12 protein-coding genes are annotated in these 14932 nt (G+C 73.3%); 7 read left to right on the top strand and 5 right to left on the bottom strand.

Going from position 1 to position 14932, the window contains the following annotated elements; translation table 11 throughout:
• Nucleotides 1–67 precede the first annotated feature (67 nt).
• From ABD345_RS23240 to ABD345_RS23225, 4 genes are all read right to left on the bottom strand, one after another.
• Nucleotides 68–1207, bottom strand: a complete 1140-nt coding sequence (locus ABD345_RS23240; RefSeq protein WP_344554531.1) for a hypothetical protein — start codon at nucleotides 1205–1207, stop codon at nucleotides 68–70.
• Between the two features lie 9 nt (nucleotides 1208–1216).
• A complete protein-coding gene (locus tag ABD345_RS23235; protein ID WP_344554530.1) occupies nucleotides 1217–1942 on the bottom strand; it encodes an ABC transporter ATP-binding protein in 726 nt (241 codons plus the stop codon).
• A 216-nt stretch (nucleotides 1943–2158) separates the two neighbouring features.
• Nucleotides 2159–3553, bottom strand: a complete 1395-nt coding sequence (locus ABD345_RS23230; protein WP_344554529.1) for an aspartate aminotransferase family protein — start codon at nucleotides 3551–3553, stop codon at nucleotides 2159–2161.
• Complete coding sequence (locus ABD345_RS23225) at nucleotides 3550–4023, bottom strand: Lrp/AsnC family transcriptional regulator (RefSeq protein ID WP_033256304.1); 474 nt, start codon at nucleotides 4021–4023, stop codon at nucleotides 3550–3552. The genes ABD345_RS23230 and ABD345_RS23225 overlap by 4 nt, the downstream gene beginning before the upstream one ends.
• 266 nt (nucleotides 4024–4289) lie before the next feature.
• Here ABD345_RS23225 and ABD345_RS23220 point away from each other — a divergent pair, with 266 nt between their 5' ends.
• The 3 genes from ABD345_RS23220 to ABD345_RS23210 all read left to right on the top strand — a co-directional run bounded on the left by ABD345_RS23220 (nucleotide 4290) and on the right by ABD345_RS23210 (nucleotide 8080).
• Complete coding sequence (locus ABD345_RS23220; protein ID WP_344554528.1) at nucleotides 4290–5735, top strand: gamma-aminobutyraldehyde dehydrogenase; 1446 nt, start codon at nucleotides 4290–4292, stop codon at nucleotides 5733–5735.
• A gap of 135 nt (nucleotides 5736–5870) precedes the next feature.
• The gene (locus ABD345_RS23215) at nucleotides 5871–7229 is read left to right on the top strand and encodes an aspartate aminotransferase family protein (RefSeq protein ID WP_344554527.1); all 1359 of its coding nucleotides are present in this window, start codon (nucleotides 5871–5873) and stop codon (nucleotides 7227–7229) included.
• A 209-nt stretch (nucleotides 7230–7438) separates the two neighbouring features.
• Nucleotides 7439–8080, top strand: a complete 642-nt coding sequence (locus ABD345_RS23210) for a hypothetical protein (RefSeq protein WP_344554526.1) — start codon at nucleotides 7439–7441, stop codon at nucleotides 8078–8080.
• 31 nt (nucleotides 8081–8111) lie between these two features.
• Here the strand turns inward: ABD345_RS23210 and ABD345_RS23205 are convergent, their stop codons facing one another.
• Nucleotides 8112–9758 (bottom strand): PucR family transcriptional regulator, encoded by a 1647-nt coding sequence (locus tag ABD345_RS23205; RefSeq protein ID WP_344554525.1) that lies wholly within the window; start codon nucleotides 9756–9758, stop codon nucleotides 8112–8114.
• A gap of 185 nt (nucleotides 9759–9943) precedes the next feature.
• Here ABD345_RS23205 and ABD345_RS23200 point away from each other — a divergent pair, with 185 nt between their 5' ends.
• The 4 genes from ABD345_RS23200 (at nucleotide 9944) to ABD345_RS23185 (ending at nucleotide 14624) form a co-directional block, all read left to right on the top strand.
• Nucleotides 9944–11458 (top strand): gamma-aminobutyraldehyde dehydrogenase, encoded by a 1515-nt coding sequence (locus ABD345_RS23200; protein WP_344554524.1) that lies wholly within the window; start codon nucleotides 9944–9946, stop codon nucleotides 11456–11458.
• Nucleotides 11459–11605: 147 nt separating this feature from the next.
• Complete coding sequence (locus tag ABD345_RS23195) at nucleotides 11606–12058, top strand: hypothetical protein (protein ID WP_344554523.1); 453 nt, start codon at nucleotides 11606–11608, stop codon at nucleotides 12056–12058.
• A gap of 28 nt (nucleotides 12059–12086) precedes the next feature.
• A complete protein-coding gene (locus ABD345_RS23190; protein WP_344554522.1) occupies nucleotides 12087–12992 on the top strand; it encodes a hypothetical protein in 906 nt (301 codons plus the stop codon).
• 105 nt (nucleotides 12993–13097) lie between these two features.
• Nucleotides 13098–14624, top strand: coding sequence for a CoA-acylating methylmalonate-semialdehyde dehydrogenase (locus ABD345_RS23185; RefSeq protein ID WP_344554521.1), 1527 nt, complete (start codon nucleotides 13098–13100; stop codon nucleotides 14622–14624).
• Nucleotides 14625–14932 lie beyond the last annotated feature (308 nt).

The following is a 14932-nucleotide window of genomic DNA, read 5'->3' as shown; positions in this document are numbered from 1 at the left end:
GCGCTGCGGGAACGACCGGGGCCCGGGGAGGACGCGTCCTCCCCGGGCCCCGTCGCGTCGCCCGCCGTCACAGCAGCGGGCAGAGCAGCACGGTCAGCCCGCCGGTCAGCAGCAGCACGCCGCCCGCGGCGAGCGCGCGCAGGGCGGCCGTGCCGGCGAGCAGGCCGGTCGGGGTGCCGAGGCGGTCGAGCGCGTCGAGGGCCGGGCGGCGGTCGGCGCGCAGTTCGTGCAGCCGGGCGGCGAGGGCCGCGACCGCGCAGGCGAGGACGAGGGCGCCCTCGACCAGGGTGAGGACGGGCACCTCGGTGTCGGTCCGGGCCCAGTTGCGCCAGGCGACCAGCAGCAGCGCGAGGAGCGCGGTGAGGACGGCCAGCGGGGTGCCGAGGCCGCGGGCCCGGGCGGTGAGGCCGCGGCCGGCCAGCAGGCGCAGCGGCTCGGGCCGGCGCAGCGCGAGCAGCCGTCCGGCGAGGGCCAGCAGCGGGCCGGTCCACAGGCCGAGGGCGACGGCGGTGAGCGCCCAGCCGATGAGCAGCGCGGGGCTGGTGGCGGGGAGCCCGCCGGGGAGGGCGAGGGTGCGTTCGGCGTCGGTCGCGTCGGGGCGCAGCCCGTAGAGCTCCAGGCCGAGCCCGGCGAGCAGCACCGGCACGGGCAGCAGCAGCCGCAGCGGGGCGTACCGGGTGCGGACGGGCTCGGCGGGCCGGCCCGGGAGGCTCTCCGGGAAGCGGATCGCGCAGGCGGCGGAGACGCCGGCGACCAGCGGGAGGACCGCGAGCAGGGCGACCGGGGCGGCGGGGGGCAACGGGACGCCCATGCCGAGGTCGGGGGCGAGCGAGGGCCCGGCGATGTCGTTGCGCAGGATCAGGAACAGCAGCAGGGTGAACGCGGAGCCGAGCGCGCAGGCGAGCGCGATCTCACCGGCCACCAGCAGCCGGATCCGGGCCGGACCGGCGCCGGCGGCGGTGAGGCCGGTGATCCGCTCGGGGTGCTGGGCCGGGACGGCGCGGGCCGCCGCGGCGGCGAACCAGGCGACGGCGGCCAGCGGCGGCAGGCACCAGAGCAGCCGTTCGAGGTTGCCCCCGGTGCCGTTCAGCGCGCGGCCCAGGGCGCGCAGCAGGAAGGCGGCGACCACGGCGGCGGCGGTCGCGGTGAGCAGCCAGCGGGCGAGGTCGAGGGCGCGGTAGCCGCGGGCGAGTCTGAGGTAGTACACGGCAACCTCTCAGTGCCCGGTGGCGGCGACGGGCTCGGCGGATTCGGCGGCCCGGCCGGTCGCGAGCAGGCCGTCGACCAGCCGCACGGTGCGGTCGGCGTGCCGGGCGAGCGCCGGGTCGTGGGTGGCCAGGACGAGGGTCAGCCGGTGGGAGCGGGCGGCGCTGGTCAGTATCCGCATGACCTGCTCGCGGGCGTCGTGGTGCAGCGGGGCGGTGGGGTCGTCGGCGAAGACCACCGGCGGCTGGGGGGCCAGGGCGCGGGCGACCGCGATCCGCTGGCGGAGGTCCTGCCGCAGGTCGGCGGGCCGCAGCTTGGCGCACTCGGCGACGTCGAGGCGCTCCAGCCACTCGCCGGCGGCCCGGTACGCGGCCCGGTGGCCGGCGCCGGCCAGCAGCAGCGGGAGGGCGACGTTCTCCCGGGCCGTCAGCTCCGGCACCAGGTGCGGTTCGGGGCCGACGTAGCCGAAGCGCTCGCGGCGGAGCTTCTCGCGCCCGGCCCGGCCCAGGGTGTGCACGGGGGAGCTGTGGAACCAGACCTCGCCCTCGTCGACCGGGAGCTGCGCGGACAGGCAGCCGAGCAGGGTGGACTTGCCGGAGCCGCGCGGGCCGGTGACGGCGAGCATCTCGCCCTCGCGGACGCCCAGCGAGACGCCGCGCAGGGCGGGTGTGCCGTGGTGGGACTTGACGATCCCTCGGGCCCAGAGCACGTCGTTGTCGGGCGGGGCCGCTGACATGAGATCCATCCAGGTGCCGACGGGGATATGACAGTCGTCAGATTAGAACGATCGGGCGGTGGCGCGGGCGCGCCGCACTGCTCCGATCAGGACGAACCACCGCGAAAACGGCGTGTCGGACGGCAGATTCACCCCGCCGGCGGCCGGGTGCGCCGAAGGGCGGTCCCGGCGGTGAGGTGCCGGGGCCGCCCTTCGGTGGAGGGTGGGGAAGGAGGATCAGATCTTCTGCCACGCGTCGGAGAGGCTGGTCCGCAGGATCTGCTCGATCTCGTCGAAGGTCGACTGGTCGGAGATCAGCGGCGGGGCCAGCTGGACGACCGGGTCGCCGCGGTCGTCGGCGCGGCAGTACAGGCCGTTGTCGAACAGGGCCTTGGACAGGAAGCCGTACAGGACGCGCTCGACCTCGTCGTCGTTGAACGACTCCTTGGTGACCTTGTCCTTGACGAGCTCGATGCCGTAGAAGTACCCGTTGCCGCGGACGTCGCCGACGATCGGCAGGTCGCGCAGCTTGTTCAGGGTGGCCAGGAACTTCGACTCGTTGTCGAGGACGTGCTGGTTCAGGCCCTCGCGCTCGAAGATGTCGAGGTTGGCCAGCGCCACCGCGGAGGAGACCGGGTGGCCGCCGAAGGTGTAGCCGTGCAGGAAGGTGTTGTCGCCCTTGTAGAACGGCTCGGCGATGCGGTCCGAGATGATCGTGGCGCCGATCGGGGAGTAGCCCGAGGTCATGCCCTTGGCGCAGGTGATCATGTCCGGAACGTAGCCGAACTTGTCGGCGCCGAACATGGTGCCGAGGCGGCCGAAGGCGCAGATGACCTCGTCCGAGACCAGCAGCACGTCGTGGCGGTCGCAGATCTCGCGCAGGCGCTGGAAGTACCCGGGCGGCGGCGGGAAGCAGCCGCCGGCGTTCTGCACCGGCTCGACGAAGACGGCGGCGACGGTCTCGGGGCCCTCGAAGAGGATGGCCTGCTCGATCTCGTCGGCGGCCCAGCGGCCGTACGCCTCCGGGTCGACGGTGCCGTCGGGGCCGGCCAGGAACGCCGGGGCGCGGTAGATGTTGGTGTTCGGGGCCTTGTGGGTGCCCGGCACCAGCGGCTCGAACGGGGCCTTCAGGCCCGGCAGGCCGGTGATCGACAGCGCGCCCTGCGGGGTGCCGTGGTAGGCGACGGCGCGGGAGATGACCTTGTACTTGGTCGGCTTGCCGGTCAGCTTGAAGTACTGCTTGGCCAGCTTCCACGCGGTCTCGACGGCCTCGCCGCCACCGGTGGAGAAGAACACCTTGTTCAGGTCGCCCGGGGCGTAGTTCGCCAGGCGCTCCGCCAGCTCGACGGCCTTGGGGTGGGCGTAGCTCCACACCGGGAAGAAGGCCAGTTCCTTGGCCTGCTTGGCGGCGGCCTCGGCGAGCTCCTCGCGGCCGTGGCCCGCCTGCACCACGAACAGGCCGGCCAGGCCGTCGAGGTACTTGCGGCCCTTGTCGTCCCAGACGTAGGTGCCCTCGCCCCTGACGATCGTCGGCACGGGGGAGTTCTCGTACGACGACATGCGGGTGAAGTGCATCCACAGGTGGTCGTAGGCGGTCTTGGAAAGGTCCTTCTGGGCCGGGTCGGCTGTCATCGGGTGCCCCAGGTGTAGGTCTGTTTCCGGAGCTTCAGGTAAACGAAGCTCTCGGTGCTCCGCACGCCGGGAAGCGAGCGGATGCGCTTGTTGATCAGTTCGAGAAGGTGCTCGTCGTCCTCGCACACCAGCTCGGCGAGGAGGTCGAACGAACCCGCGGTGCACACCACGTAGTCGACCTCGTCGAAGGCGGCCAGCGCGTCGGCGACCGGTTCGATGTCGCCCTCCACGCGGATGCCCACCATCGCCTGGCGGGTGAACCCGACGGTGAGGGGGTCGGTCACGGCGACGATCTGCATCACGCCCTGGTCGAGCAGCTTCTGGACGCGCTGCCGGACGGCCGCCTCGGACAGGCCCACGGCCTTGCCGATGGCGGCGTACGGACGGCGCCCGTCCTCCTGGAGCTGCTCGATGATCGCCTTGGAGGAGGCGTCGAGGGGAACGCTGGCGTTCCGGTCGCGGTTGGCCACGCCGCCACTGTGCCTGACGGGCGGCGCAATCGCAAGCGGCCGTGCTGCTGATTTCGTCGCCGATCCGAAGATCGGGCGCGGAAAGCGTGGTGTCGGAAGCAAGCCCCTGTCGATACCGAAAGCCGAGTGGGTACCCTGGCTACGTACACGCGCGAGCCTGCACGCCGTCGATCGTGGCTTGTCGCTGACATGCCGTGGCCACCTGGACCCGGGAGTAACCTGACGCCCGGGGCTGCAACGACGCAGGCCCAGACCGAGGAGAGACCGTGAGCGAGCTTCGTACGCTGCGCAACTACATCAACGGCGAGTTCGTCGACGCGGCGGACGGCCGCACGCTCGACGTCGTCGACCCGACCACGGGCGAGGTCTACGCGACCTCCCCGCTCTCCGGCGCGGCCGACGTGGACGCCGCGATGGCCGCCGCGGCCGCCGCGTTCCCCCTCTGGCGGGACTCCACCCCCTCCACCCGGCAGAAGCTGCTGCTCAAGGTCGCCGACGCGGTCGAGGCGCGGGCCGACGAGATCGTCGACGCCGAGGTCCGCAACACCGGCAAGCCGCGCGCGCTGACCCTCTCCGAGGAGATCGGCCCGATGGTCGACCAGCTGCGCTTCTTCGCCGGCGCCGCCCGCCTGCTGGAGGGCAAGGCCGCGGGCGAGTACATGGACGGGATGACCTCGATCGTCCGCCGCGAGCCGGTCGGCGTCTGCGCGCAGGTCGCCCCGTGGAACTACCCGATGATGATGGCGGTGTGGAAGTTCGCCCCGGCGATCGCCGCGGGCAACGCCGTGGTGCTCAAGCCCTCCGACACCACCCCCGCCTCCACCGTGCTGCTGGCCGAGATCATCGGCGGCGTGCTGAAGGACCTCGACCTGCCGGCCGGCGTCTTCAACGTGATCTGCGGCGACCGGGAGACCGGCCGCCTGATGGTCGAGCACCGCACCCCGGCGATGGCCTCCATCACCGGCTCGGTCCGGGCCGGCATGCAGGTCGCCGAGTCCGCCGCGAAGGACGTCAAGCGGGTCCACCTGGAGCTCGGCGGCAAGGCCCCGGTCGTGGTCTTCGAGGACGCCGACATCGCCGAGGCCGTCGAGGGCATCTCGGTGGCGGGCTACTTCAACGCCGGCCAGGACTGCACCGCCGCCACCCGCGTCCTGGTGCACGAGTCGATCCACGACGCCTTCGTCGAGGCCCTCGCCAAGGCCGCCGCCGACACCAGGACCGGCGGCGTCGACGACGAGGACGTGCTCTACGGCCCGCTCAACAACGCCAACCAGCTCCAGCAGGTGGCCGGCTTCATCGAGCGCCTGCCCGCGCACGCCAAGGTCGAGGCCGGCGGCCACCGGGTCGGCGACAAGGGCTACTTCTGGGCGGCCACCGTGGTCTCCGGCCTGCAGCAGGACGACGAGATCATCCAGAACGAGGTCTTCGGCCCGGTCATCACCGTGCAGAAGTTCACCGACGAGGAGCAGGCCGTCGAGTACGCCAACGGCGTCGAGTACGCGCTCGCCTCCTCGGTGTGGACCAAGGACCACGCCCGCGCGATGCGGATGTCCCGCCGGCTGGACTTCGGCTGCGTGTGGATCAACACCCACATCCCGCTGGTCGCCGAGATGCCGCACGGCGGCTTCAAGAAGTCCGGTTACGGCAAGGACCTGTCGTCCTACGGCTTCGAGGACTACACCCGGATCAAGCACGTCATGACCGCGATCTGATCCGAGTCGCGGACGTTCGCCGGGGCGCGGGGAGGGTCTCCCCGCGCCCCGGCCTTCCACCCTGTCAGGGCGGCGCGCGACTCGCGTGACAGGATGAAGCTGCCCGGTGCGGGGTGCCCTCCCTACCCTGGTCGCATGAGCACTCCCACCGCTGACCCGGCAGCCGGGCGGGCCGTCAAGGCCGCCGACCGCGCGCACGTCTTCCACTCGTGGTCCGCCCAGGCACTGATCGACCCCCTCGCGGTGGCCGGTGCCGAGGGCTCCTACTTCTGGGACTACGACGGCAACCGCTACCTGGACTTCTCCTCGCAACTGGTGAACACCAACATCGGCCACCAGCACCCGAAGGTGGTCGCCGCGATCCAGGCGAAGGCCGCGCAACTGTGCACCATCGCCCCGGGCTTCGCCGAGGAGTCGCGCAGCGAGGCCGCCCGGCTGATCGCCGAGCGCACCCCGGGCGACCTGGACAAGATCTTCTTCACCAACGGCGGCGCCGAGGCGAACGAGAACGCGATCCGGATGGCCCGGCTGCACACCGGCCGGCACAAGGTGCTCTCCACCTACCGCTCGTACCACGGCGCCACCGCCAACGCGATCGCCCTGACCGGTGACCCGCGCCGCTGGGCGAACGAGGCGGGCGTCTCGGGCATCGTGCACTTCTGGGGCCCGTACCCGTACCGCTCGAACTTCCACGCCGAGAACGAGGCCCAGGAGTGCGAGCGCGCGCTCGCGCACCTGGAGCAGACCCTCGCGTTCGAGGGCCCGGGCACCGTCGCGGCGATCATCCTGGAGACCGTGGTCGGCACCGCGGGCGTCCTGGTGCCGCCGGCCGGGTACCTGGCGGGCGTGCGGGAGATCTGCGACCGCTACGGGATCGTGTTCATCCTGGACGAGGTGATGGCCGGGTTCGGCCGCACCGGCGAGTGGTTCGCCGCCGACCACTGGGGGATCACGCCCGACCTGCTGACCTTCGCCAAGGGCGTCAACTCCGGCTACCTGCCGCTGGGCGGCGTGGCGATCTCCGGCGCGATCGCGGAGACCTTCGCGCAGAAGGCGTTCCCGGGCGGCCTGACCTACTCGGGCCACCCGCTGGCCTGCGCCTCCGCGGTGGCGACGATCAACACGATGGCCGAGGAGGGCATCGTGGAGAACGCCAAGCTGATCGGCGAGAGCGTGCTCGGCCCCGGCCTGCGCGAGCTGGCCGAGCGCCACCCCTCGATCGGCGAGGTGCGCGGCCTGGGCGTGTTCTGGGCGCTGGACCTGGTGAAGGACCGGGAGACCCGCGAGCCGCTGGTGCCGTACAACGCGGCCGGCGCCGACAACGCGCCGATGGCGCAGCTCGCGGCGGCCTGCAAGCAGCGCGGCCTGTGGCCGTTCACCAACATGAACCGCTTCCACGTGGTGCCGCCGTGCAACGTCAGCGCGGAGGAGGCCAAGGCGGGCCTGGCGGTGCTGGACGAGGTGCTCACCCTCACCGACGCCCACACCGGCTGACCCCGCGTCGGCAGCGCGGGCCCCGGACCGCCGTCCGGGGCCCGCGGCGTTACCGGGAGCCGCCGGCGCACCCGGCCGGGATCTGTACGATGACCGGCTGAATCTCGGTACGAAGGTGGGGACGCCGTGGGGGAACGGGTTTTTCACGTCCGGTCAGGGCGGCGGGAGCGGCCCGCGGCGGTCCGCGCCCGCGCCGGGGAGGCGACCCGATGAGCCACCCCCCGTACGGCGCACCGCAGTTCCAGGGCGCCCTCCCGTACGGCGGCGAGCACCTGCCCGAGGTGGCCCACCTGCCGGTCCCCGGCGAACGGGTGCACGGCATCGTGGACGCCGACCTGTCCGACCTGATCCGCCGGCCCCCGCGCCGCTACCGCAAGGAGCGCTTCGGCCGGGCCGCCGACGCCGGGATCGGCTGCCTCTCCCTGGTGTTCGACTTCGGCGAGTCCGTCTCCGACCTGCTGGAGGACTGCACCTGGGGCCTGATCCGCACCTTCCGCCGGCTCCTCCGCGGCCGCGGCCTCACCCGCGGCTGGGAGAGCCAGGCCGGAGGGTTCGCCCGCGCGGTGCGCGCCGCCGACAACGACCACGAGAACGACGACGTGCTGCTGGTCTTCACCGACCGGCGGATCCTGCTCGCCGGCAGCGGCACCAACACCCCCGGCCGCACCCTCGCCGACCGCCGCGGCGCGCGGGTGCTCGGCGAACTGCCCCACGCCCACCTGGTCCGGGTCGAACCCCGGCACACCTGGATCTCCTCGCGCGTCGACCTGCACTTCGCGGACGGCTCGCTGGCCGCGCTGGAGGTCCACCCGAAGGAGCTCGCCGCGCTGGTCGCCCTCGGCCCGCGCTGACCCGCCGCCCGGACGCGCCGCCGACCCCGGGTCAGCGGCGCACCGCGTCCAGCGCCAGCAGCGCCACGTGCAGCGACAGGCAGGACTCCACCTGGTCGAGGTCCACACCCAGGATCCGCTCCACCTTGTGCAGCCGGTCGTAGAAGGACGGACGCGACAGGTGCGCGGCGTCCGCCGCCGCCGACTTGTTGCGCCCCTGCTCCAGGTAGATCCGCAGCATCTGCACCAACTGCCCGCCGTGCTCCGCGTCGTACGCCAGCAGCGGCCCCAACTCCCGCTCCACGTACGTCTGCAAGCGCTCGTCGTCGCGCAGCAGGTGCAGCAGGCCGCGCAGCCGGACGTCCGGCAGGCGGTAGTACGCGGCCCGGCCGCCCGGCGCGTCGTGCAGCGCCGCGTCCGCGACCTGGGTGGCCTCCAGCAGGGTGCGCCGGGCGTCCCGGACCGAACCCACCGAGGAACCCACCGCCACCACCGGCCCGTCCGCCGAACCGTCCCGGCCCGCCTCCGCCGACAGCCGGCGCAGCGCCGCCGCGAACGACTCCAGCGCGACGTGCTCGTCCTGCTGCGAACCGAGCGCCACCAGCAGGCCCACCCCCTCGTCGTCCAGCGCGCCCACCAGCGCCGACAGCCGCGAGGTGCGGATCGCGGTCGCCGCCAGCTCGGTGAAGTCCCGCAGCCGGGCCTGCGCCTCCAGCGCCGCCGGCAGCGGACCCTGCCGCTGCCGCAGCACCACGCCCACCAGCCGGCGGCCCTCCAGCGGCACGCCCAGCGCCTGCGCCCGCAGCGCCACCTCGGAGACCGTCAGCGCGTGCGTCAGGATGCCCGACAGCAGGGTGCGGTGGGTCTGCCGCTCCAGCGACTCCCGGTCGCGCACCACCAGCCGGTTCAGCGCCAGCGTCGCCGCGCCGCGCTCCAGCAGCATCGCGTGCGGGTGCGGCACGTCCCGGGGGAGCGGCACCGGCTCGTCCACCAGCACCAGCCGCCCCCAGTCCTGGCCGCGCGCGCCCACCGTGGTCACCAGCCAGCCCGAACGCGGGTCGTAGCCGGTGCGGCCCGGCGGGTGGACGCCGCGCGAACGGTGCTCCCAGTTCTCCAGCAGCTCCTGCTCGCCGCGCCCCGCCGGGTCGTGCGCCAGCACCTGGTGCGCCAGGTTCTCCAGCACCACCGGCGCGCCCGCCATCCGGGCCACCTGCCGCACCACCTCGGCGGGCTCCGCCCCCTCCGTCGCCAGCTCGTTGAACACCTGGTGCACCGCCTCCGACACCCGCAACTGCTCCAGCTGCGCGTTCACCACCAGCGCGTGCACCGCCTCGGTCACCGCGACGAACCTCAGCTCCCGGCGCAGCACCACCAGCGGCAGGCCGTGCCGCTCCGCCGCCGCCACCAGCGCCCGCGGCAGCGAGTCGAAGTACCGGCGGCCGAACTCGATCACCAGCCCCGCCACCCCGACCTCGGCCAGCTCCCGCACGTACCGGGCCAGCCCGTCCCGGTCCTCCGGCAACGCGATGCCGGTCGACAGCACCAGCTCGCCGCCGCGCAGCACCCCCGCCACGTCCGGCAGCTCGCTCACGTGCACCCAGCGCACCGGGCGCTCCAGCGCCCCCGCCCCGGCCACCACCTGGGGCAGACCGCGCCGCATCACGTCGAGGTCGAGCACGCGGGCGACGGTGGGGAGCATCGCGGGTACCTCCGGGGGGTTCTCAGGGTGTCAGGTCAATCATGCTCGACGGCGACGCCCTGTCACCCACGGGCGACCTTGCAGCGTGTAAGGCCCTTCGGTCGGCCCGTTGCTGAGTGACGCTTGCCCCGGGCACCCGAACCGAGGCATCGTCGGCCGGGTCGAGTAGGCAATGGAGGCAACTCATGGACCTGACCAGCTTCAACGACGGCGCGCAGCACATCGCGGGCCGCCCGACCCGGGGCTCCGGCGGTGAACCCTTCGCCGTGGTCAACCCCGCGAACGGCGCCACCGTCCAGCAGGTCGAGCTCGCCACCACCGCCGACGTCGACACCGCCGTCGCTGCCGCCCGCGCCGCCCTCCCCGAGTGGTCCGGCGCCACCCCCGGCACCCGCTCCGAGGCGCTGAACCGGCTCGCCGGCATCCTCGCCGAGCACGCCGGGGACTTCGCCCGGGTGGAGACCGCGCAGACCGGCAAGCCGATCAAGCTCTCCACCGAGTTCGACGTCCCCGGCACCGTCGACAACACCGCGTTCTTCGCCGGCGCCGCCCGCAACCTGGAGGGCAAGGCGGCCGGCGAGTACAGCGGCGACCACACCTCGTACGTGCGCCGCGAGGCCGTCGGCGTGGTCGGCAGCATCGCGCCCTGGAACTACCCGCTGCAGATGGCCGCCTGGAAGATCCTCCCGGCGATCGCCGCGGGCAACACCATCGTCCTCAAGCCCGCCGAGATCACCCCGCTGACCTCGCTGATGTTCGCCCGCGCCTGCACCGCCGCGGGCATCCCCGACGGCGTCGTCAACGTCGTCACCGGCGCCGGACGCACCGCCGGCGAGCACCTGATCGGCCACCCCGACGTCGCCATGGTGTCCTTCACCGGCTCCACCGCCGTCGGCCGGCGGGTCGCCGAGATCGCCACCGCCACCGTCAAGCGCACCCACCTCGAACTCGGCGGCAAGGCCCCCTTCGTGGTCTTCGACGACGCCGACCTCGACGCCGCCGTGCACGGCGCCGTCGCCGCCTCCCTGATCAACAGCGGCCAGGACTGCACCGCCGCCACCCGCGCCTACGTCCAGCGCCCGCTGTACGACGCCTTCGTGGCCGGCGTCGCCGAGCTGTACCGGGGCATCCGGCTCGGCGACCCGCTGAACCCGCAGACCGACATGGGCCCGCTGGTCTCCTTCACCCACCGCGACCGCGTCGCCGGCTTCGTCGAGCGCGCCCGCTCCTACGCCACCGTCGTCACCGGCGGCGCCGCCACCGGCAAGGGCCACGACGGCACCGACCTCTCGCTCGGCGCCTACCACCGCCCCACCCTGATCACCGGCGCCGCCCAGGACAGCGAGGTCGTCCAGGGCGAGATCTTCGGCCCCGTGCTCGTCGTGCTGCCCTTCGACGGCGACGAGGAGGGCCTGCGCCTCGCCAACGACACCCCCTACGGCCTGGCCGCCTCCGCCTGGACCCGCGACGTCCACCGCTCGCTGCGCGCCACCCGCGAGATCGCGGCCGGCTGCGTCTGGGTGAACGACCACATCCCGATCATCAGCGAGATGCCGCACGGCGGTTACAAGGCGTCCGGCTACGGCAAGGACATGTCGCAGTACTCGCTCGACGAGTACACCCAGGTCAAGCACGTCATGTTCGACACCACCGCCGTCGCCCGCAAGGACTGGCACCGCACGATCTTCGGCGACCGCTGACCGCGGCCGCCGACCGCGGCCCCGCCGGGCGACTCCCCGGGCCCGCCCGCGATCCCGTGTAAGAGAACCCCGGTACCCCGCTCTCCCGGGTGACGACAGCAGGCACCCGCCCGCCGCCCGCCACCCGGGAGAGACGAGGAACCGCACGTGAGCACCACCCGCCACCCCAGCGCCCTGCACTGGCTGGCCGCCGCCGCCCCCGACCCCGACGCCTGCCGCACCGCCTGGGAACGCACCCGCTTCGGCCTCGCCCTGCTCCCCGCTGGCCGCCGCTGGGACGTCCTGCACGCCCCCGGCCCGCTCGGCCGCCCCGCCGCCGCCCTGCTCGACCGGATCGGCGGCGGACCCGTCCTGGAGGACCCCGACGGCGACACCGTCGGCTTCCTCGTCCCCGTCGGCACCGCCGAACGCTGGACCGGCACCGGCATCCGCGCCTCCGGCGACGGCACCTGGATCGCCGTCCCGCACCCCACCCGCCCCACCCGCGGCCCGCACTGGCTGATCCCCCCGCACCCCGGCGGACGGCTCGTCGACCCCCGCGCCCTCGAACTCGCCCTGCACGACGCCGCCGCGCACCTGCGCAGGCCGCAACAGGGCTGAAGGGAAGCGGACGGGACAGACTGTCGCCATGGACGACACCAGTACCGCTACCGCCGACACTGCCGTCGACCCCGCTGCCGGGCGCGCTGCCGACCGGGAGGCCGATCGTGCCGCCGACCGGGACGCGGAACGGGACGTCGACCGCGAGGCCGACCGGGCCCGGGCCGTACTGCTCGCCGACGCCCAGTCGTACTGCCTGGCGCACGCCCTCGCCCTGGCCGGCCCCGACGCGCTGCGCCTGTACGGACTGGCCGCTCCCGTCCGCGGCACCGACCTGCTGCTGGTCAGCGCCGGCGGCCCCCCGCTCGCCGACCTCGCCGCCGGGCTCGCCGAAACCCTGCGCGCCGCCGGACACCGCGTCCAGGAACCGCCCGGCAGCGCGCGCCGGTGCCAGCTCACCGCCACCACGGGCGAACCGCCCCTCGACGGGGCGGCGGTCCCGGCGCACCTCGGCGTCGAACTGCGCCGCGAACCGCTGCACCACCTGCCGACCCTCCCGCCCGGGGCCCCCGTCCCCGTCGCCGCGCTGGACGACACCGCCGCGCTCGCCGTCCTCACCCTCTGCGAGCGCGCCCTGCCCGCCGACCTGCGCGGCCTGCACGCCCTCACCGCGCACCGCAGCGAAGGCGAACTCCTCGCCCTGACAAGCGCGTTCGATTCCGAAGCGGACTTCACCACCCGCACGCTCGCCGACCGGCTGGAGAGCGCCGCCGCCCTGCTGCAACCCGAGACCGACGCCGCCGGCACCCGGCAGTGGGCCGAGTCCTGGGCCCAGGACCTGCGCCTCGACCTGCTGGAGACCACCGAACTCGCCGACGGCCTGCACGACCCCTACCTGGACCGCGTCGAGTCGGAGTCCGAGCCCGGGTTCGAGCCCGGCGTCGAACCCGGGGCCGGGGCCGGACGCGGATCGGACCCCGCCGACGACCTGTAAGGGTGAATCGCGCTTCTCCGTCAGGGTGCTCGTTGAGCGGGCCCGTCCTCCCGCGCAGACTGGAGAACGAGCGCGGGACATCCGTGGACATCGGAGGCAGAGACCTTGAGCAGCAAGCACATCACCCACTGGATCGGCGGCCAGTACGTCGCCACCGCCGGAACCGCGCCCCGCCGCGGCGACATCCACGACCCGGCCACCGGCCAGGTCACCGGCCAGGTCGACTTCGCCGAGATCGCCGAGGTCGACCAGGCGGTCGCCGCCGCCGCGCAGGCGTTCACCGGCTGGCGCAAGGCGTCCATCGCCAAGCGCACCCAGGTGCTGTTCAACTTCCGCGAGCTGTTCAACGCCCGCAAGGACGAGCTCGCCTCGATCATCGTCTCCGAGCACGGCAAGGTGCACTCCGACGCCCTCGGCGAGCTGGCCCGCGGCCAGGAGGTCGTCGAGTACGCCTGCGGCATCCCGCAGCTGATCAAGGGCGGCTTCACCGAGCAGGCGTCCACCGGCGTCGACGTCTACTCGATCCGCCAGCCGCTCGGCCCGGTCGCCATCATCTCGCCGTTCAACTTCCCGGCCATGGTGCCGATGTGGTTCTTCCCGATCGCGATCGCGGCCGGCAACACGGTCATCCTCAAGCCGTCGGAGAAGGACCCGTCCGCCGCCAACTTCATCGCCGAACTGTGGAAGGAGGCTGGCCTCCCCGACGGCGTCTTCAACGTCGTCCACGGCGACAAGGTCTCCGTCGACCGCCTCCTGGAGCACCCCGACGTCAAGTCGGTCTCCTTCGTCGGCTCCACCCCCATCGCCCGCTACGTGTACGAGACCGGCACCCGCTACGGCAAGCGCGTGCAGGCCCTCGGCGGTGCCAAGAACCACATGCTGGTGCTCCCCGACGCCGACCTCGACCTGGCCGCCGACGCCGCCATCAACGCCGGCTTCGGCGCGGCCGGCGAGCGCTGCATGGCCGTCTCCGTCCTGGTCGCCGTCGACCCGATCGGCGACGAGCTGGTCGCCAAGATCAAGGAGCGGATGGCCACCCTCAAGGTCGGCCCCGGCTGCAACGGCGACTCCGAGATGGGCCCGCTGGTCACCGGCCAGCACCGCGACAAGGTCACCTCCTACGTCGAGTCCGGCGTCGCCGACGGTGCCGAGCTCGCCGTCGACGGCCGCAAGCACGCCATCGCCGCCGAGGACGCCAGCGGCGCCCCCACCACCGACGGCTTCTGGCTCGGCCCCACCCTGTTCGACCACGTCAAGCCGGGCATGTCCGTCTACAACGACGAGATCTTCGGCCCGATCCTGTCCGTCGTCCGGGTCCCCTCCTACGACGAGGGCCTGGAGCTCATCAACGCCAACCCCTACGGCAACGGCACCGCCATCTTCACCAACGACGGCGGCGCGGCCCGGCGCTTCCAGAACGAGGTGGAGGTCGGCATGGTCGGCATCAACGTGCCGATCCCCGTCCCCGTCGCCTACTACTCCTTCGGCGGCTGGAAGGCCTCGCTGTTCGGCGACAGCCACGCCTACGGCGCCGACGGCGTCCAGTTCTTCACCCGCGGCAAGGCCGTCACCCAGCGCTGGCTCGACCCCTCGCACGGCGGCATCAACCTGGGCTTCCCGACCAACAGCTGAGCAGCCCACCGCGCCCCGGCGTGACGGAAGGCCGGCCCCCACCCGGGGCCGGCCTTCCGGCTGTCCGGCCGTTGTTTGCACCCGGCGCGGATCCGGCGTAGTGTTGACTGGTCGCTCGACAGGGAGCACCGAGCACGCGTCTGCGTGGACGGTCCCGGGGCGGCCAATCCCCTGAGAAACCAGTTCGATGATCCGTGACGGGTCGCGTTCCTTTTCGCGTCCCCGTTCGCTTTTTCGGCGTGCGCTTTTCCGGAGATTGCGGCCGATTCGCTTTACGGAGCGGGGATCGGCTAGAGTTTGAAACGTCG

Source organism: Kitasatospora saccharophila (genome assembly GCF_039529925.1).
GTDB classification, from domain to species: domain Bacteria; phylum Actinomycetota; class Actinomycetes; order Streptomycetales; family Streptomycetaceae; genus Kitasatospora; species Kitasatospora saccharophila.
Note: the sequence above shows the minus strand (reverse complement) of the source record. Positions and strands in the feature narration are given on the sequence as shown.